22 protein-coding genes and 1 tRNA gene are annotated in these 25990 nt (G+C 58.2%); 9 read left to right on the top strand and 14 right to left on the bottom strand.

Going from position 1 to position 25990, the window contains the following annotated elements; genetic code table 11:
* Positions 1-55: 55 nt before the first annotated feature.
* The 3 genes from RHIBUN_RS0112080 to purU all read right to left on the bottom strand — a co-directional run bounded on the left by RHIBUN_RS0112080 (position 56) and on the right by purU (position 4693).
* Positions 56-250: a hypothetical protein gene (locus RHIBUN_RS0112080; protein ID WP_007529092.1), complete on the bottom strand. Its 195-nt coding sequence runs from the start codon at positions 248-250 to the stop codon at positions 56-58.
* A gap of 521 nt (positions 251-771) precedes the next feature.
* The gene (locus RHIBUN_RS0112075) at positions 772-3699 is read right to left on the bottom strand and encodes an aminotransferase (protein WP_018855335.1); all 2928 of its coding nucleotides are present in this window, start codon (positions 3697-3699) and stop codon (positions 772-774) included.
* A 109-nt stretch (positions 3700-3808) separates the two neighbouring features.
* Positions 3809-4693 (bottom strand): formyltetrahydrofolate deformylase, encoded by an 885-nt coding sequence (purU, locus tag RHIBUN_RS0112070; protein ID WP_018855336.1) that lies wholly within the window; start codon positions 4691-4693, stop codon positions 3809-3811.
* 348 nt (positions 4694-5041) lie between these two features.
* On the opposite strand from purU, the gene RHIBUN_RS0112065 reads away from it, so the two are divergent.
* Positions 5042-5377 (top strand): hypothetical protein, encoded by a 336-nt coding sequence (locus tag RHIBUN_RS0112065; protein WP_025659773.1) that lies wholly within the window; start codon positions 5042-5044, stop codon positions 5375-5377.
* Positions 5378-5765: 388 nt separating this feature from the next.
* On the opposite strand, the gene RHIBUN_RS34745 is transcribed toward RHIBUN_RS0112065, so the two are convergent.
* Positions 5766-8111, bottom strand: coding sequence for a S8 family peptidase (locus RHIBUN_RS34745; RefSeq protein WP_025659772.1), 2346 nt, complete (start codon positions 8109-8111; stop codon positions 5766-5768).
* 20 nt (positions 8112-8131) lie between these two features.
* A complete protein-coding gene (locus RHIBUN_RS33375; RefSeq protein WP_025659771.1) occupies positions 8132-9100 on the bottom strand; it encodes an ATP-binding protein in 969 nt (322 codons plus the stop codon).
* A 403-nt stretch (positions 9101-9503) separates the two neighbouring features.
* Here RHIBUN_RS33375 and RHIBUN_RS0112050 point away from each other — a divergent pair, with 403 nt between their 5' ends.
* From RHIBUN_RS0112050 to RHIBUN_RS34740, 4 genes are all read left to right on the top strand, one after another.
* The gene (locus tag RHIBUN_RS0112050; RefSeq protein WP_025659770.1) at positions 9504-10061 is read left to right on the top strand and encodes a recombinase family protein; all 558 of its coding nucleotides are present in this window, start codon (positions 9504-9506) and stop codon (positions 10059-10061) included.
* Between the two features lie 290 nt (positions 10062-10351).
* The gene (locus tag RHIBUN_RS0112045; RefSeq protein ID WP_156932700.1) at positions 10352-10942 is read left to right on the top strand and encodes a hypothetical protein; all 591 of its coding nucleotides are present in this window, start codon (positions 10352-10354) and stop codon (positions 10940-10942) included.
* Positions 10939-11400 carry a hypothetical protein gene (locus tag RHIBUN_RS36385; protein ID WP_156932699.1) on the top strand — a complete coding sequence of 154 codons (462 nt, stop codon included), beginning with the start codon at positions 10939-10941 and terminating at the stop codon, positions 11398-11400. The genes RHIBUN_RS0112045 and RHIBUN_RS36385 overlap by 4 nt, the downstream gene beginning before the upstream one ends.
* A complete protein-coding gene (locus tag RHIBUN_RS34740) occupies positions 11397-12110 on the top strand; it encodes a hypothetical protein (RefSeq protein WP_025659768.1) in 714 nt (237 codons plus the stop codon). Before RHIBUN_RS36385 ends, RHIBUN_RS34740 begins: the two co-directional genes overlap by 4 nt.
* 120 nt (positions 12111-12230) lie before the next feature.
* On the opposite strand, the gene RHIBUN_RS0112035 is transcribed toward RHIBUN_RS34740, so the two are convergent.
* Complete coding sequence (locus RHIBUN_RS0112035) at positions 12231-13634, bottom strand: reverse transcriptase domain-containing protein (RefSeq protein ID WP_084659691.1); 1404 nt, start codon at positions 13632-13634, stop codon at positions 12231-12233.
* Between the two features lie 676 nt (positions 13635-14310).
* On the opposite strand from RHIBUN_RS0112035, the gene RHIBUN_RS0112025 reads away from it, so the two are divergent.
* Positions 14311-15297, top strand: coding sequence for a site-specific integrase (locus RHIBUN_RS0112025; protein ID WP_198021145.1), 987 nt, complete (start codon positions 14311-14313; stop codon positions 15295-15297).
* Between the two features lie 91 nt (positions 15298-15388).
* Here the strand turns inward: RHIBUN_RS0112025 and RHIBUN_RS0112020 are convergent.
* Positions 15389-15473 (bottom strand) — tRNA-Leu (locus RHIBUN_RS0112020).
* Positions 15474-15716: 243 nt separating this feature from the next.
* Between RHIBUN_RS0112020 and RHIBUN_RS0112015 the strand changes: the two genes are divergently transcribed.
* Positions 15717-16079: a BA14K family protein gene (locus RHIBUN_RS0112015; RefSeq protein ID WP_082728676.1), complete on the top strand. Its 363-nt coding sequence runs from the start codon at positions 15717-15719 to the stop codon at positions 16077-16079.
* A 2-nt stretch (positions 16080-16081) separates the two neighbouring features.
* Here RHIBUN_RS0112015 and RHIBUN_RS0112010 read toward each other — a convergent pair whose 3' ends face one another.
* The gene (locus RHIBUN_RS0112010) at positions 16082-16378 is read right to left on the bottom strand and encodes a SelT/SelW/SelH family protein (protein WP_018855339.1); all 297 of its coding nucleotides are present in this window, start codon (positions 16376-16378) and stop codon (positions 16082-16084) included.
* A 119-nt stretch (positions 16379-16497) separates the two neighbouring features.
* Between RHIBUN_RS0112010 and RHIBUN_RS0112005 the strand changes: the two genes are divergently transcribed.
* Positions 16498-17235: a type 1 glutamine amidotransferase gene (locus RHIBUN_RS0112005; RefSeq protein ID WP_025659764.1), complete on the top strand. Its 738-nt coding sequence runs from the start codon at positions 16498-16500 to the stop codon at positions 17233-17235.
* Positions 17236-17262: 27 nt separating this feature from the next.
* Here RHIBUN_RS0112005 and RHIBUN_RS0112000 read toward each other — a convergent pair whose 3' ends face one another.
* The 6 genes from RHIBUN_RS0112000 to RHIBUN_RS0111975 all read right to left on the bottom strand — a co-directional run bounded on the left by RHIBUN_RS0112000 (position 17263) and on the right by RHIBUN_RS0111975 (position 24828).
* Positions 17263-19176, bottom strand: coding sequence for a beta-L-arabinofuranosidase domain-containing protein (locus RHIBUN_RS0112000; protein WP_025659763.1), 1914 nt, complete (start codon positions 19174-19176; stop codon positions 17263-17265).
* Between the two features lie 25 nt (positions 19177-19201).
* Positions 19202-20065, bottom strand: a complete 864-nt coding sequence (locus tag RHIBUN_RS0111995) for a carbohydrate ABC transporter permease (RefSeq protein WP_025659762.1) — start codon at positions 20063-20065, stop codon at positions 19202-19204.
* A complete protein-coding gene (locus tag RHIBUN_RS0111990) occupies positions 20065-20979 on the bottom strand; it encodes a sugar ABC transporter permease (protein WP_018855343.1) in 915 nt (304 codons plus the stop codon). The genes RHIBUN_RS0111995 and RHIBUN_RS0111990 overlap by 1 nt, the downstream gene beginning before the upstream one ends.
* Positions 20980-21053: 74 nt before the next feature.
* On the bottom strand, positions 21054-22292 hold the full coding sequence (locus tag RHIBUN_RS0111985; protein WP_025659761.1) for a sugar ABC transporter substrate-binding protein: 1239 nt from the start codon (positions 22290-22292) through the stop codon (positions 21054-21056).
* A 41-nt stretch (positions 22293-22333) separates the two neighbouring features.
* Entirely contained in the window at positions 22334-23356 is a 1023-nt protein-coding gene (locus RHIBUN_RS0111980; RefSeq protein WP_018855345.1) for a LacI family DNA-binding transcriptional regulator, read from the bottom strand.
* A gap of 182 nt (positions 23357-23538) precedes the next feature.
* Positions 23539-24828, bottom strand: a complete 1290-nt coding sequence (locus tag RHIBUN_RS0111975) for an ABC transporter substrate-binding protein (protein ID WP_018855346.1) — start codon at positions 24826-24828, stop codon at positions 23539-23541.
* 140 nt (positions 24829-24968) lie between these two features.
* Here RHIBUN_RS0111975 and RHIBUN_RS0111970 point away from each other — a divergent pair, with 140 nt between their 5' ends.
* On the top strand, positions 24969-25988 hold the full coding sequence (locus RHIBUN_RS0111970; RefSeq protein ID WP_025659760.1) for a LacI family DNA-binding transcriptional regulator: 1020 nt from the start codon (positions 24969-24971) through the stop codon (positions 25986-25988).
* Positions 25989-25990: the final 2 nt, after the last annotated feature.

Below are 25990 nucleotides of genomic sequence, written 5' to 3'. Positions count from 1 at the left end.
TTTGGCAAGACCGGTCTGAAATCTGTCAGGGCTGGTTGGGCCGTGCTTCATGCCCTCAGGCATGGATAGGCTTCGGGTGACGGCGGGTCATCAGATCATGGATCGCGAGCTTCACCTCAGCCGGCGAGCTGAAATGCTGCTCGTCCAGATCGTGAACGTGAAATTTCACTGCGATGAACTTCAACCGGTTCTCATCCGGGATGACGATCCCGACGGGAACGCCTGCGTATTCGATTACTTCTTTTTTCATGCGTAGAACTCCTGCCGCGCGGTATGCGCTGGCGATGGCGAATTGACTTGTCTGATTCCGTTAAGGGTGGACGAAGGTCACATTCGACAGTTCGGGCGGGAGAGAGCGCCCGGACGGTCATTGCCAAGCACAGATCGCCCAGGGAAATTGGCGAGAGTGTCGATGTCAGTCATGTCTCGTTCCTTTCTCTGGCGTTGCGCTTGTTTGAGGCCCTGGTGTTCCAAGACCGGCGACGGCCGCGCTATTAATCTACTTTGTTGGTAGACTATAGCTAGCAGCCTACAAGAAACATATTCCGAAACGTGTCAAAATATCGACCATTCGGAAAATTTCATTCCATTAAGTTCGAATTGGCTGAAAGAACTCTATCAAGTCTTTGTGCAATTCGCGTGACAGTCCGACGGTCTCTTTCGATCACGGCGCAGAGATAGGAAGTCCCGCTGATTCCGGCAATGGGCATCTGATGAAAAAACGGGAAAGCCTCGAAATGACCGAAATGGTTAACGCGGGCAAAAAACAGGCTACCACCCCTCGGAGAGCACCTTTTCCAGCATGTCGACGAAGAAATCGGCGCTCTCCACTGTCAGGCAAAGGGGAGGCTTGATCTTCAACACATTGAGGTGATCGCCGGTCGGCTGCATCAAGACCCCGAGATCGAGCAGGCGGCCGCAGATTGCCGCTGTCTCTTCGCTCGCGGGTTCCAGCGTCGTTCTGTCGCGGACGAGTTCGAGCCCGAGGTAAAGTCCCATGCCGTGCACCGCGCCGACGATCGGATAGCGGTCGATCAGCGCGACCAGACGGCTCTTGAGATGATCGCCAACATCGCGCGCATTCGCCTGCAGTTCTTCATCGGCCATGATATCGAGGACGGTCATACCCACCACAGAACTGACCGGACTGCCGCCAGCGGACGAGAAGAAATAACCTTCCTTCTCCAGCGAATCGGCAATGGCCCTGGTCGTGATCACAGCGCCGAGCGGATGTCCATTGCCCATGCCTTTCGCTACCGTGATGATGTCGGGGACGACGCCCTGTTGCTCGAAGCCCCAGAAATGGTGCCCAAGCCGACCGTAGCCCACCTGTACTTCGTCGGCGATGCAGACGCCGCCGCGGGCCCGCACCTGCCTGTAGACTGCGGCAAGGTATCCGTCCGGCAGCGATATTCCGCCGGCATTCCCGTAGACCGGCTCGGCGATGAAGCCGGCCAACCCCTCGCCCCGTGCATCGACGGCTTCAAGGGCGTCGACGACGGCCTCCACGTAGCCGATCGTCGATTCCGAACCGCGGAACGCACCACGATAGGTATTGGGCGAGAGGACGGCGTGCACCCAGTCGGGCCGCGTCGTCAAAGCCTCCGGATTGTCGGCGATCGAGGTGGACACCGCATCGCTCGCAACCGACCAGCCGTGGTAGGCTTCGAGAAGGCTGAGCATATGCTTGGCGCCCGTGTGCGCCCAAGCTAGTCGCAGGGCGAGGTCGTTGGCTTCCGATCCGCTGTTGACGAGGAACACCGCATCCAGCCCTTCCGGCGCCAGGGAGGTCAGGCGCTCGGAAAATTCCGCAATGGCGCCATAGTGAAAGCGTGAATTGGTGTTCAGCCGCAGCCACTGTTCGCTGACCGCCTCCGCCAGGCGCGGGTGGCCATGCCCCAGAATGGTGACGTTGTTCAGCATGTCGAGATAGGCACGGCCCTCGACATCGAACATATGCTCCTGCCAGCCGCGCTCCATTTGCGGCGGTATTTCGTAGTAGTTCTTCTGCGGCCTTGCGAGATGGGCCTGCCTGAGCGCGAACAACGCTGCCGACGCCAGCTTCGGCGCATTGACGCCAACGCCCAGAAGGGCAGCCGGCGATGGACATAGTTCCGACCAGGCCATGGCCTCCTGCGGAGTGCAGAACAGCGGCGGTTCGACGCCTGGCAAGGTGGAGAGTTGTACGCGCAGCCCGCCGAGAGATCCGCTCTCACCGGATATGGTCCCGAGCGGTTGCCCCGGCTCGACCTCGGCTTCGTTTTCAAGCGACGGCTCAATCCCGTCGAGATGAAGGCTGACACCCTCGCCTGCCAGAACGAAATGGTGATCCTTCCGAATGACCTTCCCCGCGAATGGAGCAGCAACCGTGCTGCCGCCCGCAAGACAGACGTCGGAATGCAGCGTGAAGGTTGCGGATGGGGTGGCGCTCCGAGGCTTCGAGCGCGACAATCGGTATTCGCCGTAACGCGTGGCCGCAGTGCCCGTCTCGGCTGCCGCGCGCGCGAGCAGGCGCCAATCCATGTCGGACTGCGCCCAGTTTCCCGCAGCGAAATGCGGGCTTTGGACACCGAGATCGACGAAGGATATGGTCGCCGGGTCGATGTCGGGCAACAATGGACGCCAGTCCTCCATCGAAACCGCGGCCGTTTCGATGCCCACCGCCTTCAGGACCGCGACTTCCATGAGTTCGAATGGAACGGATACCGCCATATCGAATATGCGGCGTTCGAGCTCGAGATTGCCGCGAACATAGTCGTTCTCGGGATCGATCGAGATCTGCTGCTCGCTGCTGGCGACCAGAATGACCGCGCGGGCAACGACGAGCGGCCAGAGCGCGCGCAGCTCCTCCTCGGTGAGCGGATAGACCTCGTGATATGCCTTCACTGCAGGAAGAATGTACTGCGGATCGCCATCAGCCTGATGTAGCAGCGAGGCGCAGGTGACCGCCAGATCGCCGATCAGCCAGCCGCGAATGATGTCGCCGAAATCGATGACGCCGTCAGGGACCAGATGGCCCCGCTCATCACGACGGCTGACAACGTTGTCGCCGGTCACGTCATGGTGCACGGCCTGTAGCCGCAAGGACGGCGCCAGGGGTTGGATTCGCCTCACGGCTGACACCATCGTCTTGGCGATGCGATCACGTGCGGCGCTGTCGGTGATCGCCGACAACAACTGGACCGCGACCGGACCGGCGCGGCGCAGGTCCCATTGCAGGCTGCGGTCGAGACCAGGATGCGTGAAGTCGGCCAGCGACTGCGCCAGGCGGGCGCAGAGAGCTCCCAGTGCCGCCACCGACTCTTTCGGTAGGTGCTTGCGGTGTGTCAGCCCCTCGCCTTCAAGATACTCCAGCAGTCGAACCTGAAAGGTCTGGTCGCGCACGGTGACAGCGACGATGTCCTGCCCGTCCGTCGATGGGATGACGTGAGGAACGCGCGGCGCATCCTCTTTCGTGCCGATGTGGCGGATGGCTGCGTTCTGCGCCTCGAGCTCCACCGTCTCATAGGTCACATGGCATATCTTGAGCACGTAGCTTCGTTCGCCGGTATCGAGGCGATAGTTGCGATCCTGCTGGCTGCCGAGCTCGGTGATCGCTCCTGACAAGCCATAACGCGACTGAAGGATGTCGCCGGCTTCCGCAGCGGTCACGTCAGGGCGTGGCAACGTCGCGCGATCGGCAAGCGTCTCGTCAGTCATGGCATCCCCCGCGGCATGATTCGATTTCGCAGACTACGCAGATAATCGAATCCTTGCCACCGGCAAGCGAGGAGATCGCGGTCGATCGACGGCAAAGCCGCCGCGGCGATCAGCCCATGCGTTCCGATGCGTAGCTGCCCGGACTTGCGGGAAATACGATCGTGCGGTTGCCGTTCAGGAAGACGCGGCGATGGATATGCGCATGGATGGCGCGTGCCAGAACCTGGCTCTCCACGTCGCGGCCGATGGAGACGTAATCGTCGGCGCTCTGAGCGTGGGTGATGCGGGCGGTATCCTGCTCGATGATTGGCCCCTCATCGAGATCAGCCGTCACATAATGCGCCGTGGCGCCAATGAGCTTCACGCCGCGCTCATAGGCCTGCTTGTAGGGGTTGGCGCCCTTGAAGCTCGGCAGGAAGGAGTGATGGATGTTGATGATCTTGCCGGACATCTTGCGGCACATGGCATCGGAAAGGACCTGCATGTAGCGGGCGAGCACAATCAGTTCGGTGCCGGTCTGGTCCACGAGATCGAGGAGCTGAGCCTCGGCCTGCGGCTTGTTTTCCTTCGTCACCTTGATGTGGTGGAACGGAATATCGTGGTTCACCACGACCTTCTGATAATCGAAGTGATTGGAGACCACGCCGACGATATCGATCGGCAGCGCACCGATCTTCCAGCGGTAGAGCAAGTCGTTCAAACAGTGGCCGAAGCGCGACACCATCAAAAGCACCTTCATGCGGCTGGCGCCATCATGGATTTCGGCTTCCATGTCGAATTTCTCTGCGACCGGCTTGAAGCCTTCCTTGAGTGCCGCAAGACCGACGCCTTCTTCTGAAATGAAGCTGACACGGGTGAAGAACTTGCCGGTATCGAGATCGTCGAACTGCGACGAATCGACGATGTTGCAGCCCTGATCGGCCAGGTAGTTCGCGATCGCCGCCACGATCCCGCGCGTCGACTTGCACGTCACCGTCAATACATAGCTCGTCATCTGTTTCCGTCCTTCTCGCGCCGCCTGTCGGCCGGCTGCTTAGATCAAAGCGAAAGTCACGGATAGAGCACCGCGCCTTCATTCGTGCAACTATTTGCAAGAGACGCCATCAGAAGCTTTCAGGTTCCTGGCGCCTCCCCGTCGCGATCAACTTACGGCAGAGCGTGCAAAACTCCGTTCCGCTTGCGTCGTCAAGACGCGTATCCCCGCCGTGGGCCGCACTTACGCGACCCCTTCGACGAAGTCACGTTTTCGAGATGACGGCCAACCGAGCGAAGCGCTCGCTTGATGGAAGCCGACGCCGCGCCTACATCGACAATAAAGATGTAATACGACGGATCCGGCGATATGCGGTTCGCAAGAGTGTGGTTGATAGCCTTGGCAGCAACCGGCGCAAGTTTGGCGCCCGGCGCGAGCTTTGCCGCGGATTGGCGGCGAGCCGGCGAGCCGCAGGTCCAGTGGATCTATCCCTATGCAAACCTGCCGGGCGTCAAGGCGCAGCCGGATCCAAAGGACGAGGAACAGTATAGCTGCCGGACGGAGACGCGGCCGCTGCGCCGCGGATATGACAAAATCTTCCGGACCGGCGGGCTGCCAACCCTCGTCTACGTCTGCGATCGTGACGGCGTGGAAAGTGTCGGCACGCAGGTGCCGCTGCGCGGGCACTATCAGCCGGTCCGCTGACCCGTTGGGCTGCCCAGGCGGTCGCCCCTACTGCGCATTATGAGTGTCCGGGAGCCCGTGCAGCCGGATTTTACGCCCAGCATTGTCCGAACGACAGCTCGCTGGCGACAGCGCGCCCAAGTCCTGATCGCAACCGCAATCAGCAGCCTGATCCGACGTCTTTACCTGCGCTGCTAATGTCTTTGGGGGAAGAAATGGGAAGACCTTATATCGGCCTTCACTTTGCATTTCTTAGGGAAATGGTGCCCAGAAGAGGTGTCACTCAATCCAGCATTATCAATATGATAGTGATATGTGGGACATTGAACCATCGCTATGGATTGTTATGCTTTTTGGATCGCTTGTCCCACAGTCGTGGCCACCGCACCGGCTTTCTGCTACCTCACTTCTATACCTTAACCTTAATTGGCACAGTCAGCGACTGATAGAGAGTATTTACGTTCTCATGGCGCAATTGGACACAGACGGCGAAGTTTTGCTCCTCGATATCGGCGGGAGCCCATCTCCTTGAGCACCACACAGCAACAAAGTATCGATCCCCATAGCCGCTGATATCTTTTTTTCCTGAATATGTTCCAAGCTGTAACGTGCCCTTTTCCCTCAGATTTGGGCCTATGTCGCTGTTGCAAACATACTTACTTTCAAACTTTGGCGGCTCGCCCTCATCTGCCTCCCACTTGCGAAATCGGTGGAAAACATCATCTGCACTAGTCCCGCGCAACAGCCGCCATCCCATGGTGACGCCCAGATACTCTGCTCTCGTGTGTCTTGTTGGAGGGTCGAATGCCAGACAAACCCGTATCTCCTTTTCTCCTTTCATAGTTTGAAAGTCGGAAGGAATAGGAACCTCATAAACGGCGAAATGATCCAACTTCAGTTTGTCCTCGGTAAACAACACGACCCGGGTGTCGTCAGATGTCGCCGCGTCAGTTGGATTTGCGACACCATACCCGCAAGTCGAAAGTAGTTCCTGCTCATTCAGAGGCTCAGGCCGGAGAGAGGGTGCAGTTGGTACGCGGGCAGAAATAGCCAACAGCGCACGGAGCAAATTTGCTGACGCAAGCGGAAACTGCGAGAGAAGTAGTGCCGCTTTATATGAAAGCTGTGGAGCAGAGAACGATGTCCCCGACCGAGCCCTGAACAGTCGCTCAAGAGGCTTGTGATGGAAAGCCCAAATCCCCGCTGAGGGCTTATGGTTGCCGCTAACAAGAGATTGGGTAGGCCCGTCCCATACGGCGTTCCCACCAAAGTCGACAAAATCAGGCTTTACCATGTTACGGACACCGGGTCCGCAACGAGTGAACGGTGCTGGCTCCTCCTTGCCACAGACTGGTTGCACTCCAACCAAATCCTTATCCTCATCAGCGAGGCCATTTGAGTTTGCTATTGCCCCGACGGAGATCAGATTTGCACCAAAAGCAGGCGATATAACCCTAGATGCCTTATCTAGAAGCAGCTTTGGATATGCCTTCAGAATTTGATCGCCGTAGGTAGCTGTCAGATTACCTCTATTGCCCGCTGAAACCACAATTAGAATATCGAGTTCACGCGCGAGACTGTCCAGAGTAGCAGTCCACGTATCAACACGCGAACCGTCGTACACTCTGTCCGCATCGCCCAGCGAAATGTTAATTATTCGGCATCCGTACTCGTCGTGTAGACGCCGTATTGACTTCTCCATCAGTTCCGGCACCGACATTTCGGAGGGAAATTTTCCCGTGTTGGTCGTTACTCTGGCGCTTGCGATCCTGAACTGAGCGTCGAAGTTCCCGGCTTTCAATCGCGCTTCAATGTCACCAAATGCGGCCACTGATGCCACTGACGTGCCGTGTCCGCCCTCATCGTCGGAGCCAAACGTGCTCACCACGGTGAATGATCCTGCTTCCGTCGGAGCTAGTAATTTGTGTCCAAAATTTACTCCGCTATCCACTATGCCGACCACAACAGCGTCGTCTGCTGGGGGAGTGCCAGCATCTATTTGGCCGGACTGAACGTCACTGATATCGGTGGGACCTAAATCAGGTTGAGGTGGCAAGTCCATCACCGAAAGTTCAGGCAAGTTCAACGCACCTCTAAGGGCATCTCCGTTACATATTGCCCTTACCAGCAAAATGCTCTTGCCGTTGTAGGTACTAATAATTTCGCCCCCCATGGGGCCTATCGTGTTTTCAAATCGATAGATGAATAGTGCGGCATCTTCATCTGAACTTGGTCTATGCAATTCGAAATCAAGTATGTAGTCGGTGCTCGCATCAAACGTGTCGACGCTATCGAAACCTGCTGCACGAAGCACTCTGCCAATTCGATCCGCTGGCTCGACGAGCGATACGGCTTCGATAGAACCAATCAACTGCGCAAACTGGGGGCCTTTCTGCCCATCGGGTATCCCGCCGCGATAGGCATCTACCTTTTGGTGGAAGGCTTGCAAGGATTTGTCGTCGGCGAAGAGTACAGTAGTCTTGTCGCCGTCGATTGACAGCACACTTAGACCGAGTTTGCGCCAATCGTCTTCGGTAACGAGCCCTGCAACTTTGATCTTCAGGATCAACGATGGGTCGACCCCAGCTACCGGCGGGAGCTTCTCAAACTCTGATTGAGTGGTGGCGATCTCCGATTTGAGGCGACCACCGTGACCAACAGGTTCTCGCTTTAAGCCACCCGGAAACCCACTGTTCTTTCTTCTGACAAGTTCTCCCTCAAGGCGCTTTAGTGGAAGATGCGCATATGTCGCCATAAGTTCCCCGGCAAAATCAATTATTCCGGAGCTTGAACATTGCTCCTAATTGCAATCCGCCTCTTTTCATCTTTCATGGCGGCCATAAAGCTGTATCTACTCAAAGTTGATTTTCTATTGATAATTTCCCGCTTTATTGCAGACATACAAATTCGCTCGATTTCGGCAAATGACATGCCCTCGAGCGCCTCCAAAAACTCTTCAAAATCAATTTCGGCACGGAAATTTCGCGTCTTGACGCGCAACAGCTTTCTAATCTGATGCCGTGTCGGCGGCTTAAATAACAACACTTCATCGAAGCGCCTCCAAGCAGCATCATCTATGGAGGACTGCAAGTTTGTCGCCGCGATGAGCAGCCCACGCCCCCTATAAGCTTCAATCATTTTCAGGAGGCTGTTAACAACTCGCCGAATTTCATTGTGCTCGGAGTTATCCGTTCTTGTGCGGGCTAAGGCATCAAATTCATCGAGAAAAAGCACGCTGGGCGTATTCATTGCCGCTTCGAAAAGCTGCCTCAGATTGCTTGCAGTTTCACCAAGATACGTCGTTATGATGCCATCCAGACGAGCAACAAACAGCGGCAGGTGTAATTCGTAGGCGATCACTTCCGCGCAGAGTGTTTTGCCGCAACCGGGGGGTCCGCAGAAAAGCAACTTTGATCTCGGGGAAAGGCCATGACGACGGAGATCGTCCCCGCGACGAAACTCCTCCACCACTTCTGAAAGCAGCCTGAAGTTCTCGGTATCAAGGACTATGTCTGAAGCCTGATGCTGCGGCTCGATAAATTGGAATAAATCTGCACCATTACTGTTGGTCCGTGGGACGGCCTGAAACTTGGCGCTTGGTTTTGGCGACTTGGCTTGAGCGGGCTTCTTCAACATTGGTGGGCGTATGGTTCTGTCCTCCTCCACCGATGCAAATTTCGATTTCACTTGATAGTCCTCGCTGAGACGACTTGCAAAGGCGAAGCCCTTATAGTCAGCTTTCATCGCATTCTCTCAAATTGAGGCTGTTTCACTTAGCCCGGTTTTAAGGCAGACCATTCTCGGATAACGAGAATGCTTATATGAATTACTGCGCCGTCGCTACTGGGATACAACACCGTCCGGCAACTCACGCAGCCTCCACGAGTATCGCTAGGTTGCAATTTTAAACATTAACAACGGGTTGCAAGATCGACTTCCGTAGCGTGGCCGAATTAATCCACAACGTAGTGCTTCAATTTGATCGCCTTCCGACCGTAGCCACCATTTTTTCTCTGCTGTCTCGCAAGCGCTTGCCCCAGCGAGACATCGCCCAATCATTTAGTAGTTGTCTCAATAGAGTTATCTCTAGCTTTTGGTGCAACATGTTGCATTATGTCCAGGATGCTATTGAGACACGGGGAACGAAATGCTGGTTGGATACGCCCGAACCTCCACCGCCGAGCAGGCAGCAGGTCTGCAAGCCCAGATCAGAGACCTTGAGACCATCGTCGGATGTGAGAAGCTCTTCAGCGAGCAGGTCTCGTCGGTGGGGCAGCGGTTGCAACTGAGTGCGGCGCTCGACTTCGTTCGCGAAGGCGACACACTGGTCGTGACGAAGCTCGACCGCCTCGCCCGGTCCACGTCGCATCTCCTGTCGCTTGTCGAGCAACTGGACTGGAAGGGGGTAGCGCTCCGCATTCTCGATTTCGGCGGCGGCGAGGTGGATACGAAATCGCCATCCGGAAGAATGCTGCTGACCGTCTTTGCGGCCATGGCCCAATTTGAGCGCGAGGTGATGTTGCAGCGGCAACGGGAAGGCATTCTCGCGGCAAAGGAGGCGGGCAAATATAAAGGCCGTAAGCCCACTGCCCGGATGAAGGAAGTAGAAATCCGGGAGCTAAAGAAAGCTGGGTTGGGGGCAAGCGCCATCGCTCGGCAACTCGGGATTGGCCGCGCCTCGGTTTATCGTGCGCTTGCTGATTGAAATTGAGCCATCTGCTACCTTTGACAAACACAACTATCCGCGCGAAATAGAACGCAGAGCGGTACGTGCCGCTTCGGGGCGTAGTAACCCCATCATAGCTAGGTAGATGCCGCGACATGGCATCACTCTTCGACCTATGGTCGGGGAGCTTGCGGCGTATGTCCAAGTTCTCTGAACCAAAGGCCGTGAGGCCGTGCTATGCGGTTACTAACTCCCCGATCACCAGAGGATCGAAGGGCACTTTCGCGGGGGACGCACCCGCGATGACCGCCCGCCGGGGAGCAGTTTTGATGGGGCTCAAGCCTATAGTTGTCGCTGCGTTGTCGCTGGTCGCTTTATCCGGGACGTGTGCGGCCGAGACCGCCACGCAGGATTTTGGGAAGTGGCAGGTCCGAGCAAACGTCGATCCGATGACGGATCAAAAGATTGTGACAATGACACTCGTTGCCGAAGACGTTGACGCAATCGATCTGGACCCCGTTACGCTCATCCTTCAGTGCAGCAAGGAAAACGGCGCAGCAGGCATCGCGTGGCAGCATCGGTTTCTTGGCGGTGAAAAAATCGGCGAATTTACTACGAAAGAGATGACGCTGCGTATCGACAAGGGGCAACCGTTTGCCGAAGACTGGCAGGTTCTCGATGACGGAACCACCACGCGCATTCCCAGCGTCGAGCGCCTAATAACAAGGGTGCGAGAAGCCGAACGCTTTGTTGTCCAGACTACACCCTATAATGAGCTTCCAATTGCGGCTGTCTTTGATGTTAGGGGGGTCAAGGATGCGCTGTTGGCGCACCGTCCAGAGTGCGACTGGTTCATCCGCGACCTTCTCTGGGAGGAGTACCAGCAAAAGCTAAAGGCATCGGCGCAGTCAACCCAATGAGCATGGTCAAACCCCTCCGACAATGGAAGTGGGGTGTTCTCCCGCGCTACAACGGGTTCGAGCATGACGAGCGCGTTCGCGGCTGGCAGCTTGTTCGTTGGTTCGAGGACAACGGCTGGCTGAGCCCGGCTGCAACTTGTTGCATTTCCGGCAGCAGTGAGCGTGTCTCCCGGCATTCCGAAGATTATTCTCGCCTCGCACCGTATCCGCTTTGTCAGTCGGTTCATCTTGCCCTTCATCGGCGCTTTAAGCATCCAGACGCTTGGCGCAGGATTGTCAGCCGATATTCACTCACAGGCGAGGAATGGTTCGCCCGGCTGTCTCTGGTCCCAATAGACCTTGCAGGCGAGCTACGGGCCAAACATGGACCGGAAATTGCCGACATCTTCGCTCGCGCTCCAATCCCGGAAGGCGTCACTATTCCCCGTTCTCAGATTTATCGAAGGAATATTGAATGAAAAGCTCGGAAGAAAAATCAGCACGCACGACTGCAATCATCGCTGCTGCCGCCATGGTCATTTCCATCAATCCGGCTCTGGCATATGACCGGAGGGACGCAACCTATGTTACTTCTTCGAAGAGCCGGACCGTCCTCGACTATATTGTTTGCTTGGAAGGTGTGGTCAGCAACACCCCCAAAAAGATGTCGATAGCGACGTCATTGGAAACGGCGGAGAAAACCTGCCGCGAAAAAGCGAAGAAACTTGTCGCGTCCCCCTCAGAGCCCAACGCCGAAGATATCCGGGCCATGATCTTAGAGTGCGGCTTCCGTCCCGGTGACGGAAGCCCAGACGCGGGATGTGGGATGCGGCAGGAGGCATCTGCTGAGCGCACGCCTCCACAAGCTCCATCGGCTTCCGCTGGCAAGTATCGGCTGTCAGGGACCGAGCAACTAGCAGTGCAAACCGGGGTGCGCCGGGCACTGAAGGACCCTGTGAGCGCGATATTTGGCGGTATGGCCGCTGCCCGCGATAAGGAGGGTTTTGTCTATGTGTGCGGCTCGGTCAATGCAAAAAACAGCTTCGGAGGCTACATCGGTCATCAGCCGTATTTCGGCATGCTTGTTGGAAACGGCCCGAGAGTTGGATTTGCCGTAGCGGGTCTCGGCGGCGTGAAGACGGAGAGCGAGGCAATTCTAAAAGTCTGCCGTGATCGCGGTATAATTTGACTAGTTTCTGAAACGGCAGCGTGTCGACATGCGCAATCAGTGCGGGGCCGGCGTGCGTGAAACTTGTTGCAACAAGTCTAAACTGACCGGCGTATACAAGTGCCCGCAGCAGCGGGCTAGCTATTGAATATTCTGGCTGAAGTCAGTCGGATGAGTACGATTTACGTGTAGAGCGGGGTAATGCTGCTCTACCCACGGGGCCACAATATCAAGAACCGCTTGTCGGCCCTTCTCTTCGTAGTCATGTGCCTCCGGTAGAAGAATTTGTAGTTCTTGCGGCATTTCGGTCGCATCACGCCAGTAGTTAAAAATAATATGGCAGTGCGGGTACCGCGAGATATTGTCGAGCTTGCGATATGCGAGCCGGGCATGGATCGCACATTGTGCCTCTGCCGCCCACAGCGCGCCGCCTCGCCAAAGAGGATAAGTGTTTACCACTGCTTGACACCACTTGAGCGCGTCAATCAATTCTCGGGAGGAGACGTCGCGTTTTTGAATTATAGTCTCTATCGGCGACAGCCGTTCGTGGCGAGGCTGCCAATCGATATGAGGCGGACGCGCTGAAGCGAAATAACTCCCTTCGTAACCCAAGAAGCAAAAACTATCGGAGTTCAGGTTGATGATGTTGTCATTTGGCTTCAGCCTCAGAGGTCCAGCGCTATGCGCATTTGCAAGGCTTTCAAGCTGTTCGCTTGCCGCTGCCACCGCATGATAAGTCCTGCCAAGAATAATAACGTTGTCGGCATAAGCCCGAAGACGAATATCGGCGCTCAAACCTGCGAGCAGATTAGCGACGACCATCTCGGCGGCAATTGGTGAGCAAGCGGAACCTTGCGGCAGACCTCTGAGGGGAAGAAGGCCGGTACTGGCTACTGCGGTAGATAAATCGTCTATGTTTGTCCGATCATCAGACCGACCATCCCAAACGACATTCTCTACGACCCCTCTGGGCAGAGGGCGCAGTATATTCACAAGCCCTTCCAAGCGGATTTGCTGATAGAACCGTCTTATGTCTCGTTCCACCGCATAGGTAAATCCATCCCGGAAGTCTTGCTCCAAGGCTTTAAGAGCCTCGGGCACCCCCTTAATCGTGTATTGATCAGGGCGTGGTTCGTGTACGGCTTTGAGCACGGCGCGAACCATGTTTTGACGCGCTTTTTTTCTCGGGCCGAATATTGTGATGAGACGTGCACTTTGCAGAGTAGTGGCAGGTTTCTCATAGTGTCCGACCGCCTCAGGTTCGCGGTTGAACAAATCCAAAGTGGAGGCTTGGCTGATAACAAGGTCAGGCGGATACCGGTGTAGCATTTTGCAGCGCACGATGCCTCGGAACAGATAGTACAGCTTCGCATCTGGCGACTTCAGGAACTTGTCAATGAAGAGACGTCTTGCGTTACGGTCTCGGGCATTGCCCAAGCGCCTTTCAATTTCTCTTGCCCGCGCGCCTGCACGCTCCACGTCAGCGACTAGGAGCGGATAACGCTCAGCGTAATCCCGATAGTTCAAAGCCCTCATGTCATCCATATAGGGCTGTGACGAGCCGCTTGGCAATGCCCCGAGCCGGTCGTCACCGGATGCAACAGTTGCACGGGTCGATATGGTGTGAGATCGCGATGTAACCTACATGTGTAGGTGGCATTTGTTGCAGCAGAAACATATACTTAACGGGACATCCCGGCTTGCGTTCCCGGTGAGCATCAGGCATGGTCGTCAAGTCTGACGTATGTCAGCGTTTAGATGGCTTCTGCGATCTATAGGGGCAAATACCGCATGCAATCCCCGTAGCTCTCGGACTTTTCAGAGATTACCATCATGTCCAGCTTGTCTTCACAACGAGCCGACATTCTACCTTTGTCGCTTCCTCCTTTGGGGATCAACCGAGAACAGGCCGCAGCACTCATCGGTGTCAGTGCGACCACTTTCGACAGGAGCGTGGCAGCAGGCATCATGCCATCCCCTCGCATTCTCGGTGGGAGGTGCCTCTGGGATGTTGCCGAGCTAACCGCTGCGTTCCGAAAACTACCCCACAAAGATGGCGAAACTGATCTCAACGTATCGGTTGTCACTATGCAACATGAGAACCCTTGGGATGCCGCAAAAATCCAATAATAAGCTTCCTAAGGGGGTCTCCGTAGACCGGGACTTTCGCAACGGTAAGCCCCGGTACTATTTTCGATCAACTGGCCGCCCGAAGGTTCGGTTGCGGGAAATCCCCGGCACTACAGCGTTTGAAGAAGAGGTCGCTTGCGCGAGGCTCGGCGTTGCCTATCTTCCGAAAGACCGGACACATGTGGCACCAACGCTAGAAGAAGCTAGACAAGCAAAAGCGGGCTCATTGCTGTGGCTGGTGCGCGAATACAAGCGGCGGGCAAAAAATCTCCTTGCACCCGACCAGCTTGCACGTCGCGCTCGCCTCCTCGAAGAGATATGCGAGAGCATGCACGGGAGCGTGAAGCGTGGTGATCTTCCATTTGCCGCAATGGAAAAGCGTCATGTCATCGAAATTCGAGACGAGATCAAATCTACGCCCGGCGCGCAGAACAACCTAATCAAGACGCTTTCTGCAATGTTCGGTTGGGCGATGGAGGTTGGCATCGCGGAGAAAAATCCCGCGCTCCGGATCAAAAAGCTTTATTCTGGAGACGGTTTTCACACATGGACAGTCGAAGAGGTTCGGCAATTCGAGACGCGCCATCCTTCCGGTACAAAAGCAAACCTTTTTATGCATCTTGCACTCTTCACCGGTCTCCGCCTTCAAGAGTTGGCAATTCTGGGACGGCAGCACGTCCAAAACGGGCAACTTGTTATCCGGCCCGGCAAAACGAGGAAATCCAGCGGCGCGATCATCGACATTCCTGTGCTGACAATCCTGCAAGATCACTTGGATCAACTTCCAGCTACGCAAATGACGTTCATGTGCACGGAGGGGGGCAAGCCTTTCAGCACGAACGGGCTAGGCAATAAGATGCGGGATTGGTGCGATCAGGCAGGCCTTGCGCATTGTTCGACCCATGGACTTCGAAAAGCCGGTGCAACCATTGCTGCCGAAAACGGCGCAACCGACGACGAGTTGATGGCGATCTATGGTTGGACGACGAAAAAGCAGACGACGCTTTATACGAAGCAAGCCGACAGGAAAAAACTCGCGGCGGCGGCTATACACAAACTGATACCGGCACAAAAGTAGCACAAACGTTGTCCCACACCCCGGAGGGTGCAAAAATGTGGGGCAATTTTCGATGAAAAAGTCAACAATATCAATGTTGACAAAAAGGGAATGGTGCCCAGAAGAGGACTCGAACCTCCACGCCTCGCGGCACAGGTACCTGAAACCTGCGCGTCTACCAATTCCGCCATCTGGGCGACGGAGAGCCATGTACGGGGGCGGCCCCTTGCTGTCAACAGGGTTTTTGAAGTTTTCCTGACAGGCAGCAAAAAAGTCGTTGATGCCACTCTTCGCCAGCGCGGTTGCAATCTGAGGCGGCCGCGATAGCGATTGCTGCAAAGGCGTCCTATATACACAGCAGAAAGGATCGTCTGATGGCCGGCTCTCGTAATTTTTGCCTGATCGCGCTCTTCTCCCTGCTGCCCTACACGGCGTTTGCGATGCCGCTCGGCGTGTCTCCGCCCGCCGCCGGCGCATCGGACATCATCCGTGTTGGGTCGACGATGTGTGACGCGCGCGGCTGCTTCACTTTCGGGCCGGTCCAATCGTTCCGCCCGTCCTATGTGCAGCCGAACTATCGGCCGCCGACGGCCACCGGTCCGACCTACTATCGGCCGGCTGCGCGAGGTCGCGGACCGCTCTATTACGATCCCCCGCCCGTGCGCACGGTGCAGCCGAAGGCACAGGGACAACAGTTCCATGTGGATTGGTGCCGTAACCAGTACCGGACCTACAATCCGAAGACTGATCGGTTCCTGACCTATGAGGGTATCTACAAGACCTGCAACTCGCCTTACGACTAGGCTCAGCTTTCCAGCGAAGTGCGATCGACATGGCCGAGATCCCGGCCGGGTTCGATGATGTCGCGCACGCGCTGCTTCAACTCCTTCGGACCGGGAAAGCCGCCATCGCGCTTGCGCTCCCAGATCAGGTCGCCATCGACCCGGATTTCGAAATTGCCGCCGGTGCCGGGAACGAGCGCCACTTCGCCGAGACTGTCGGTGAAGGTCTGCAGAAGTTCCTGCGCCATCCAGCCGGCGCGCAGCAGCCAGTTGCATTGGGTGCAGTAGAGGATCGTCACGCGGGCTTTCTTGTCGCTCATATCAGGGGTTTCCTTTCGTCACTCCGATTTAAGAACTGCCGTGGCGTGGCACAATCCGTATTGCAATCACCGGGCGCTTGGTGTTCCTCTCGGAGCCAGAAATCGTACTGGAGATGCTGATGCGGGTCGCCGTCATCGAAAACATGAAAAGCACGCCGCTCGGCTCGCTGGGGCTGGCGCTGGCGGAAGCCAAGGCCGAGATCGAGCACTTCTACCCCTGGATCGACGGCAAGCTACCGGCAGGCATTGCCGATCATGACGCTCTGGTGGTGCTCGGCGGCGAGCAGAATGCGATCGACGACGCGAACTATCCCTACCTGCCAGGACTTGCACAGCTCATGCGCGACTTCGCCGAGGGCGACAAGGCGGTGCTCGGCATCTGTCTTGGGGCGCAGATCCTGGCGCGCGCCTACGGTGCGGAGAACCAGCTGAATGCCGGACTGGAGTTTGGCTGGCACTCGATCAGCAAGTCCGAGGATGGGCACGCGGATCCGTTGCTCTCCGGCCTCGAGGCGGATTTCACGACATTCCAGTGGCACAGCGACACCTTCACGCTGCCGCAGGGTGCGACCCGTCTTGCCGTCAGCGAGCTTACTCAGAACCAGGCGTTTCGTATCGGGCGCGCGGCCTACGGCACTCAGTTCCATTTCGAGGCCAGCGCATCTGTCATCGAGAGCTGGAAGGGCGAGTTTGCGGAATCGATCGAACAGATGGAGCCGGGCTGGCATGAACGCTACGCGGCTCTTGCCTCCGCGCACGCCGCGGCATCAGATGCTACCGGCCTTGCCATCGGCCGCAATTGGGTGCGCATGATCCGAGCGGAAGTCCGATCACAGCCCATGGTCGCCGGCGCTTAAGCCGGCGACCTGACATCCCTAGCCGGCTTAGGTGGCGGAGCGGATCCAGACGAGCATTTCGCCGGGCGCGCGGTTGTCCCACAGATGGTAAGGCACAAAGCGGGCCGTACCCGTTCCAGCTGCCGGCGGCTTGGTCCGATAGAGCGTCGCACCCCAATCCGACTCATCCTTGGTCACAGCGATATCGAGAGCCACCGCACCACCGAGTTCGGCGATCTCAGCCGTCTTCGCGGATATATCCTCGCCGAGCCTGATTCCGTTTAGGCCTGCGCCGTTATCCGTCGCCTCGACGCAATAGACGAGCGGGCCACGCATCAGGGCAGTCCGTCCGGCATCCTGCCGCACCAGCGGGTTTGCCCAGAGAGCGCGTGTTTCGAGTGGAATGTTCAGGTCGATCTTGTCGCCATCGCGCCATTCGCGTTCGATGCGGGCGTAACCATCGAGTTCGACCGAGCCGAGATCGATTGTCTCACCGTTGACGGCAAGTGTCGTCCCCTTTGCCCATTCCGGGATGCGCAGCGAAACCGCAAAGCGTGCCTGCTTGCTCGTCTTGATGTCGAAGTGGACGGCCCCGTGCCACGGATAGCGGGTCTTTTGCGTCATCTCGACATTGGCATCCGCGATCTTGAACCGCGCGCGTCCTTCGCCATAGAGGTGGACGGCGATCTCGTCATCCGCGACGCCATACATGTAGGACCCGATAGAGGCGAGCAGGCGGGCAATGTTCGGTGGGCAGCAGGGGCAATGGTGCCAGACCCAGCGATGATGCTTGCCGACACTTTCCAGCGGGTTCTCGTAGAAGAACGTCTTGCCGTCGAGCGAGAGCCCGGCCATCGCGCCGTTGTAGAGTGCCTGCTCCATGATATCCGCATAGCGCCGGTTCGGGCCGCGGCCGAGCATGCGGTTTGCCCAGAACACCAGACCGACGGAAGCGCAGGTCTCGGCATAGGCGCTTTCGTTCGGCAGGTCATAATAGTCGGTGAAGCCCTCATTGGCGGCCGCCGGCCCGATGCCGCCGGTGACATACATCTGCTTGGTCGTCAGATCGTCCCACAAGGTTTCTAGGGCGCCGGTCAGGCTGTCGTCGTTATATTCCGCCGCGATGTCGGCCATGCCGGAATAGAGGTACATGGCACGAACGGCGTGGCCGACGACCTTTTTCTGTTCGCGAACCGGCTGATGAGCTTGGCCGTACTCATAGGTCTTCTGGTGAAAGTCCGCTGCACTGCGGCCGTCGCGGTTCGCCTCGTCGGTGAAGAAGTGCGGCTCGGTTCCGCGCTCATCGACGAAGAACTTGGCAAGGTCCAGATACTTCTTCTCGCCGGTCGCGCGGGCAAGCTTGACCAGTGCCAGCTCGACTTCCTCGTGGCCGCAATAGCCAGGAATCTTGCCCGGGCCATGACCGAAGACCGTAATCATGTAATCGGCAAAGCGGCACATGATATCGAGCATCTTGCGCTTGCCGGTGGCCTGATAGTAGGCGACGGCGCCTTCCATCAAGTGGCCGGCGCAATAGAGTTCGTGGTGGTCACGCAGGTTGGTCCAGCGACGCTCGGGCTGAACCCGCTGGAACCAGGCATTCACATAGCCGTCCTTGTCCTGCAGTTTCTCATACATGTCGACGATGGCGTCGACCCGGGCTTCGAGCTCCGGATTGGCCCGGCGATAGAGCGAATAGGCCACCGTCTCGATCGATTTGCCGAGGTCGCTATCCCAGAACATCTGCGTCGAGCCGCCCCAGGGACCGATGGGGATCACGACGCCGGGGCTCGGCTTGGTGACGTCGATCGCCTGCAGCATACCCGCCGTGACGCAACGGTCGAGCAGCGTTTCAGCGGTGCTGTCGCAGATCGCGTCCTGGCGCTCCCCGAACAGCCCGTGCACATCGACATCCGGCACGGGAAGCGGGCGAAACTGGCGGTCTCTTTTCAACTTGTTCATGGCTTGATCCATCTTTCTTCAGAAGTCATTTCACCGCGCCGGCCATCAGCCCGCGCATGTAGTAGCGTTGCAGAAGCAGGAAAACGATGAGGCAGGGGATCGTCATGACGGCGACACCTGCCTGCACGGCGCCCCAGTTGATCGCCCCGAGACGGCCGGCGCGCACGGCCATCATCAGGACGGGCAGCGTGTATTTCTCGTTGCTGGAGAGCAGCACGAGCGCGGCCAGAAATTCGTTCCAGGCATTGAGGAAGGCAAAGATCGCCACGGTCGCGACGCCCGGCAGCACAAGCGGCAGCAGAACCAGCACGAGCATCTTCAGGTCATGGGCGCCGTCGATACGCGCGGCCTCCTCGATCTCCTTCGGCACCGCGTCAAAGGCGTTGCGCATCATGAACACCGAGAACGGCAGCTGCAGCGTCACGTAGACCAGCGTCAGGCCGAAGAGCGAGTTGTTGAGCCCGAGCCTGGCGAGGATGATGAAGAGTGGCGTCAGGATCGACTGGAAGGGGATCATCAGCGTCGCGATGATCAGGATGAAGAAGACATTCTTCATCGGAAAGCGATAGCGCGAGAAACCGTAACCGGCGAGCAGGCTGATCACCACGGTCAGCACCACGGTCGCAACCGACACGATGAGCGAATTGAGCGTGTGCTGCCAGATGCCGGCACCGAAACTGTCGAGCGAGCGATAGGAATCGAAGCTGATACCGTTCGTCGGCCATGGCGGCAGCGGTGGCAGCCGCGCCTCCGTGCCATGCCGGAGTGAGGCCAGCAGTGTGATGACAAAGGGAGCGAGAAAGAAGATGGTGATGGCAATACCGGTGCCGTGATAGGCGGCCTGCCCGCGGATTACACGGCTTTTCTTGCGACCGGTGACGAGGCTCATCAGCGCTCCTCCCCGACACGCAGCAGCCAAAGCTGCACGACGCTGATGACCACGAGAATGGCCAGAAGCGCAATCGACAGCGCCGCGCCGTACCCGAGATTGAAGGACACGAAGGACTGGTTGAAGATATAGTAGACGACAGAGATCATTCGGTTTTGCGGCCCGCCTGAGGTCATGATGTAGAACTGATCGAAGGCGAGGATCGAGCCGGTCACGGAGATGATCAGCGCGAGCGCGATCGTCCTGCGCATCAACGGCAGCGTCAGAAAGCGGAAGCGCTGCCACCAATTGGCGCCATCGACGACGGCGGCCTCCGTCAGATCGGTCGGGATCGCCTGCAGCCCGGTCAGCAGGATGATCATTGTAAAGCCGGCTATCTTCCACACGACCATGACGCAGATCGTCAGGAATGCGCTGTCGAAGGTGGCAAGCAGATTGGGGCTCTTCTCGACAAGTCCGAGCGCCTTCAAGGCAGGACCGATGAAACCGCTGTCAACATTGGCCAGCCACACCCAAAGCAGCGATGCAGAGGCCAGACCGACGACGACGGGCAGGAAGATGACGGTGCGATAGGTGCTGACGAAGGCTCGCTGTCGCTCGACGAAAAGAGCAAGCGGAAAGGCGACCGCGAAGATAAGGATCGTCACGATGACCGTATAGTAGGCGGTGAAGTTCAGCGCCGCGACGAAGCGGCCGTCATTGAACATGCGGAAGTAGTTGTTGAAGCCGATCCACCGCTGGGCGCCCATCAGCGGCCAGTTGTGAAGGCTCATCCAGGCGGTAAATCCGACCGGCAGCACGAAGAACATGATCACCAGAAGCATCGCCGGAGCGATATAGAGGAGGCCCGTCCATTCCGGTCGTGGGGCACGTCTGCGCACGCATGCTGTCTGCTTTCGACCCGTCACGGTCATCGAAACACTCCGCATCATTCCTAGTAAAATCGGCCGGAGGACTGCCACACCCTCCGGCCACGGCCTCTGGGAGATTATTGGCCGCTGTCGATGATCGACTGCATCTCCGACTGTGCATTCTTGAAGGCGCCGTCCACGTCGTCACCGAAGATGGCCGCATTGGTAAAGGTCGCCCACGGACCGTTGGCGCTGTTGATCAGATCGTTGAACTGCAGCGTGTAAGGTGTCTTGGCGACCGAGATGGCCTTCAGGCCGACCTGCAACCTCGGATCGAGGCCCTCGAGCACCTTGTCGGCGATATCACCACGGGTCGGCAGGCTACCGTACTTCGCCATGATCTTCTGGCCGTCCATCGAATAGATATATTCGAGGAATTCCTTCACTGCGTCGATCTTCTTGGTGCCCTTGGTGATGACGAAGTTGTCACCGCCGGCAAAGGAGGACGGATTGCCGTCAACGCCCGGGATGAGCGTCACGCCGAAGTTGATGTCGGGATGCTCGGTCACCAGTGTGCCGATCGCGAAGGCGCCAAGGCTCTGCTGGCCAATCTTGCCGTTGGTGAAGCTCAGGAAGTTGGCACCGTTGTCGCTGGCGGCACTTGCCGGGACGAGGTCCTTCTTCACCATGTCGCGATAATAATCGACCGCCTTGCGCATCTGCGGGGTGTCGAGCGTCGCCGTCTTGCCGTCGGCCGACAGGATATCGGCACCTGCACCCCAGGTGAGCGGCGTGAACGTGAAGATCATGCAGCCGCCGCAGCCGCCGCCGGAGAAATAGAAACCGTAGGTATCGTCACCGACCCTGCGGATCTTCTCGGCGTTGGCGGTGATTTCCTCCCAGGTCGCGGGCGCCTTTTCAGGATCAAGTCCCGCCTTCTTGTAGAGGTCCTTGTTCCAGGCGAAGACCGAGGTTTCGACCGACAGCGGCAGGCCGTAGACGCGGTCCTGATAGGTGCCGAGGCGGACGTGCGACGGCGACAGCGAATTGAAATAAGGCAGCTTCTTTGCCCAGTCTGTCAGGTCTTCCAGCTGCCCCGCAGCAGCAAAGGCAGGGTTATAGATGAGGTCCATCGACAACGCATCCGGCGCCTGGCCGCCAGCGATGGAGGTGGCGTATTTCTGGACAAGCTCCGAGAACGGCACCTCGGTCGCGACGACCTGGTTCTCGTGACTGGAGTTGTAGGCTTCGACAACCTTTTTGAAGGATTCGCCGATACCGGAACGAACCCACATTTCGACTTTCTCGGCGGCCGATGCTCCGGACACCAGGCATAGGGTGGCAACGCTTGTCGCAGCCAACAGACGCTTAATCATGGCACTCCTCCCAAATTGGCGCACTCCTCCGCGCCGGTTCCTCATCTCCTGGGGCTTTGGGCCCCGCATGACTGCCGCACCACGAGGCGGCACGGCAATTTCCTGACGCCCGGCTCCACTGGGCGTCCCTCGGCCAGCGCCAGAATCGTCAATCCGGCCTGGCGCCCCAGCTCCTTCAACTCCATGTCGACGGAAGTGAGCGGTGGCCGCGTCTGGCCGGCGACAATCTCCCAATTGTCGAATCCGACTACGGAAACATCTTCCGGCACCCGAATACCGCGCTCGCGCAGCGCATCGACAGCACCACGCGCGATCTGATCGTTTCCGCAGAAGATCGCGTCCGGCTTTTCGTCCTGACGGCTCCATATCTGCGCGACGGCCTCGTGGCCCCAGGCTTCCGCCCACCGGCCGAACATGACGATCCCCTCCCCGCCGATAACATTGCGGTAGGCACCCGCGCGCTCACGAACCGAGAAGAAATCCTCCGGCCCCGTGATATGCGCGATCCGTCGACGGCCCATCTTCACCAGCCACTCCACCGCCAATCGCGCACCCTGCGCGTCGTCGGAGCGGAAGGTGACGCTCGTCGGCGTCCCTTCGGTGAAGGCGTAGACCACGGGGACATGCAGGTTCGACAGATCGACCGGAAGCTGCCGGTCCAATCGCTTGCCGGTGGCGATAATGCCATCCACCTGCTTTTCCAGCATGGCATCGACATGGGTCTGACCGAGCGCCGGATCGTCTTCGATGGCGCAGAGAAAAACCGAAACGCCGTGATCGACGAGCGCTTCGGAAATACCGGCCATGACCGGCAGCGTGAAGCGGCCGTAGGTATCGTTGGTCAGCAGCCCGATAGTGAAACTGCGCTTGCTCAAGAGGCCCCGGGCGAGCGCATTCGGGCGGAAACCGACCTCGCCGGCAATGCGCTTTACCCGCTCCCGGGTTTCGACGCTCATCCGACCGGTTTCGTTCAGCGCCTTCGAGGCGGTGGAAATACTGACCCCCGCCGCCGCCGCGACGTCGTGGATGGTAATCCGGCCTCTTTTTCCTCCCGCGACGTTCACCGCGCTTCTCCCCATTTGCAGATGAGAAAAGCTTTTCCCAACCGAAGCGTCAAGTGAGAAAAGGTTTTCTCAAGCAAAAATCATACAATTGCCATCAGCGCCTCAGGAGCGGCCGCGAATAACGAAAATCGCGGCAGGCCAATGCCCGCCGCGATCCAAAACTTGAGCGATGTGAGCTTCGATCAGCCTTTGATCGTCTCCTTGCCTTCTTCCAGCAGACGGGCGGCCGCTTCGGCAGGCGTCGTCCGCTCGAATGCAAGCTCATCGGCAATCGGGCGGAAGACGCGCTGGTCGAATTGCGTCGAACCGAGCGGCGCAGGAGCAGGGTACTCGCCCACCTGATCCTTCAGCAGGTTTACATACTGCACGGTAGCCTGTTCGGCTGGATTGAGTTGCGGAAGAATCGCCTCGCGCACGGTAGGCGACATAGGCACGCCGCGCTCCACGCCAAGGATCTTGCCGGCCTCGACGTTATTGACAAAGAAATCGATGAACTTGGCGGCAGCCTCACCGTTCTTCGTGGCTCCGCCGACGCTCCAGATCAACGCCGGGCGATAGTAGTGGCCGGAAGGACCACCCTTCTTTTCGCGCGGCAGGAGCGTGATCGCAAGCTTGTTCTTGGAAATCAACTGGTAGCCGACGAGCTGATTGGAATAGGCCATGCCCATCGCCGACTTGCCGAGCGCGAGTGCGTTCGTGTCGATGGTGTTCTGGTCGAGCGTCTGAACGTCGGCAGCGACCGTGCCGCCCTTCTTGCGCAGATCTTCCCAGAACGTGTACCACGCCGTTGCATCGTCGGCATTGAAGCCGAGCTTGCCGTCGGCATAGAGGCTCTTGCCGCGCTGGCGCAGCCAGGCATCGAAGACGTAGGTGTAGCGCGCGCCATAAGGGCCGCCCCAGTAGTTGTTCTTGCCGCCGGCCTTCGTCAGCTCGACTGCGATCTTGGCGTACTCGTCCCAGGTCAAATCCGCCGTCGGTACCGGAATGCCTGCCTTTTCAAAGGCCGTCTGGTCGAAGAACAGCGCGAAGGAGTTGAGGCCGAGGCCGATGCCGTAGAGCTTGCCGTCGACCGTCGTCAGCTTCAACATATCCTTGCCGAACGAGTCGACCTTCAGCGTCGAAGGCACGAATTCGTCGAGCGGCAGGCATGCGCCGCGCTTCGAATAGTCGGAGATCGTGCTCGGTTCGAGCTGGAAGACGTCGGGCACAGCGCGGCCGGCCATCTGGGTGGCGAGCTTTGTCCAGTAGCCGTTGCCGTCAAGCGATTCGCCAACGATCGATACGCCGGGGTTCTCGCTTTCATAGAGCCTGGCGACATCAAGCGTGCGTTTGGCGCGATCGTTCGATCCCCACCACATGGCGCGAAGCTTGGCATCTTCCGCAAAGGCCGGAATTGAGCTTGTGGCACCAAAGGCCAGCCCGGCAGCGACGCCTGCCGAACCCATCAGAAATGAACGGCGATTGACCTGCATGTTTCATCCTCCTCTTTCATTGCCCCGCCATCCTCCAACAGCTCTACGGGCTTATGCGGCGTAGATTACGCAAAAAATTCATCGATGCAACAAATTATCTTTTGCTTGCAAATTTGCATTATTTGCATAATCTTCGCCGTATGAACGAGATCAAGACCAAGAGACTGCGACAGGCCGACATTGCCACCATGGCGGGGGTTTCCGTATCCACCGTTTCCCGCGTGCTCGCCAATGAGCCCGGCATCAGCGAAAGCGTCCGCCAGCACATTCTCAAGGTGGCGGCCGAAAACGGCTACTCGGCGCGCACCGCAACCGGCGCGCTTCGTGGCACCCTCGCCCTGATTGCGAGCGACGGGGTGACGGGCGGGCTTAGCGTCTTCTACGAAGGGATCGTCGAAGGCTTGCGCGCCGGGGCGCTCGATGCCGGTGTCCCCTTCGAGGTGCGGCTGATCCGCGAGAACAGGGCCACGCCTGATGTGGTCCACGAGTACATGCAGACGGCCGGCGCCGGCGGCTTGTTCCTGGTCGGGATCGATCCAAGCGCCGAGTTGCGCGCCTGGTTAGAGGACGCGGCAATCCCGACGGTGCTGGTCAATGGCACCGATCCGAAGCTCAGGCTCGACGGCGCGTCACCCTCCAACTTCTTCGGCGCATATGAAGCGACGACCCGACTGCTGGATGCCGGCCACCGCAAGATCCTGCATCTGACGGGATCGCATCGAAACACCATCCGCGAGCGTGTGCGCGGCTTCAAGGCCGCGATCACCGACGCGGACGGTGCGGAAGGGCGCCTTGTGTCGATGAGCTTCCAAGGCAGCGCAATTCATGAGGCGCACGAACTGACGTCCGCAGTACTCGCGGAGAAGGCCGGCTTTACCGCCGCCTTCTGCATGAACGACTTCATCGCCGTCGGCGTTCTCGAAGCCGTCACCGAAGCCGGGCTTCGGGTGCCGGAGGATTTCGCCATCGTCGGCTTCGACGATCTTCCCTGCGCGCTGATGACCAACCCGCCGCTATCGACCATGCGTGTCGATCGCGTGGCGCTTGGCCGGGAGGCGGTCAGTCTCATCGTGGCGCGATTCAGGGACCGCAACGCCCCCGTCCGCCAGATTTGCCATGGTGTCGTTCCGATTGCCGGCGGCACCGTTCCGAACCCCTGACA

This window comes from Rhizobium sp. IBUN, from assembly GCF_000510625.1.
Lineage (GTDB): Bacteria > Pseudomonadota > Alphaproteobacteria > Rhizobiales > Rhizobiaceae > Rhizobium > Rhizobium altiplani.
This window is presented reverse-complemented; position numbering and strand designations above follow the sequence as displayed.

Excerpts from the sequence above, each read along its gene's own strand:
- RHIBUN_RS0112080 (WP_007529092.1), bottom strand. The coding sequence starts at position 250 with ATGAAAAAAGAAGTAATCGAATACGCAGGCGTTCCCGTCGGGATCGTC.
- RHIBUN_RS0112075 (WP_018855335.1), bottom strand. The coding sequence starts at position 3,699 with ATGACTGACGAGACGCTTGCCGATCGCGCGACGTTGCCACGCCCTGAC.
- purU (WP_018855336.1), bottom strand. The coding sequence starts at position 4,693 with ATGACGAGCTATGTATTGACGGTGACGTGCAAGTCGACGCGCGGGATC.
- RHIBUN_RS0112065 (WP_025659773.1), top strand. The coding sequence starts at position 5,042 with ATGCGGTTCGCAAGAGTGTGGTTGATAGCCTTGGCAGCAACCGGCGCA.
- RHIBUN_RS34745 (WP_025659772.1), bottom strand. The coding sequence starts at position 8,111 with ATGGCGACATATGCGCATCTTCCACTAAAGCGCCTTGAGGGAGAACTT.
- RHIBUN_RS33375 (WP_025659771.1), bottom strand. The coding sequence starts at position 9,100 with ATGAAAGCTGACTATAAGGGCTTCGCCTTTGCAAGTCGTCTCAGCGAG.
- RHIBUN_RS0112050 (WP_025659770.1), top strand. The coding sequence starts at position 9,504 with ATGCTGGTTGGATACGCCCGAACCTCCACCGCCGAGCAGGCAGCAGGT.
- RHIBUN_RS0112045 (WP_156932700.1), top strand. The coding sequence starts at position 10,352 with ATGGGGCTCAAGCCTATAGTTGTCGCTGCGTTGTCGCTGGTCGCTTTA.
- RHIBUN_RS36385 (WP_156932699.1), top strand. The coding sequence starts at position 10,939 with ATGAGCATGGTCAAACCCCTCCGACAATGGAAGTGGGGTGTTCTCCCG.
- RHIBUN_RS34740 (WP_025659768.1), top strand. The coding sequence starts at position 11,397 with ATGAAAAGCTCGGAAGAAAAATCAGCACGCACGACTGCAATCATCGCT.
- RHIBUN_RS0112035 (WP_084659691.1), bottom strand. The coding sequence starts at position 13,634 with ATGGATGACATGAGGGCTTTGAACTATCGGGATTACGCTGAGCGTTAT.
- RHIBUN_RS0112015 (WP_082728676.1), top strand. The coding sequence starts at position 15,717 with ATGCCGCTCGGCGTGTCTCCGCCCGCCGCCGGCGCATCGGACATCATC.
- RHIBUN_RS0112010 (WP_018855339.1), bottom strand. The coding sequence starts at position 16,378 with ATGAGCGACAAGAAAGCCCGCGTGACGATCCTCTACTGCACCCAATGC.
- RHIBUN_RS0112005 (WP_025659764.1), top strand. The coding sequence starts at position 16,498 with ATGCGGGTCGCCGTCATCGAAAACATGAAAAGCACGCCGCTCGGCTCG.
- RHIBUN_RS0112000 (WP_025659763.1), bottom strand. The coding sequence starts at position 19,176 with ATGAACAAGTTGAAAAGAGACCGCCAGTTTCGCCCGCTTCCCGTGCCG.
- RHIBUN_RS0111995 (WP_025659762.1), bottom strand. The coding sequence starts at position 20,065 with ATGAGCCTCGTCACCGGTCGCAAGAAAAGCCGTGTAATCCGCGGGCAG.
- RHIBUN_RS0111990 (WP_018855343.1), bottom strand. The coding sequence starts at position 20,979 with ATGACCGTGACGGGTCGAAAGCAGACAGCATGCGTGCGCAGACGTGCC.
- RHIBUN_RS0111985 (WP_025659761.1), bottom strand. The coding sequence starts at position 22,292 with ATGATTAAGCGTCTGTTGGCTGCGACAAGCGTTGCCACCCTATGCCTG.
- RHIBUN_RS0111975 (WP_018855346.1), bottom strand. The coding sequence starts at position 24,828 with ATGCAGGTCAATCGCCGTTCATTTCTGATGGGTTCGGCAGGCGTCGCT.
- RHIBUN_RS0111970 (WP_025659760.1), top strand. The coding sequence starts at position 24,969 with ATGAACGAGATCAAGACCAAGAGACTGCGACAGGCCGACATTGCCACC.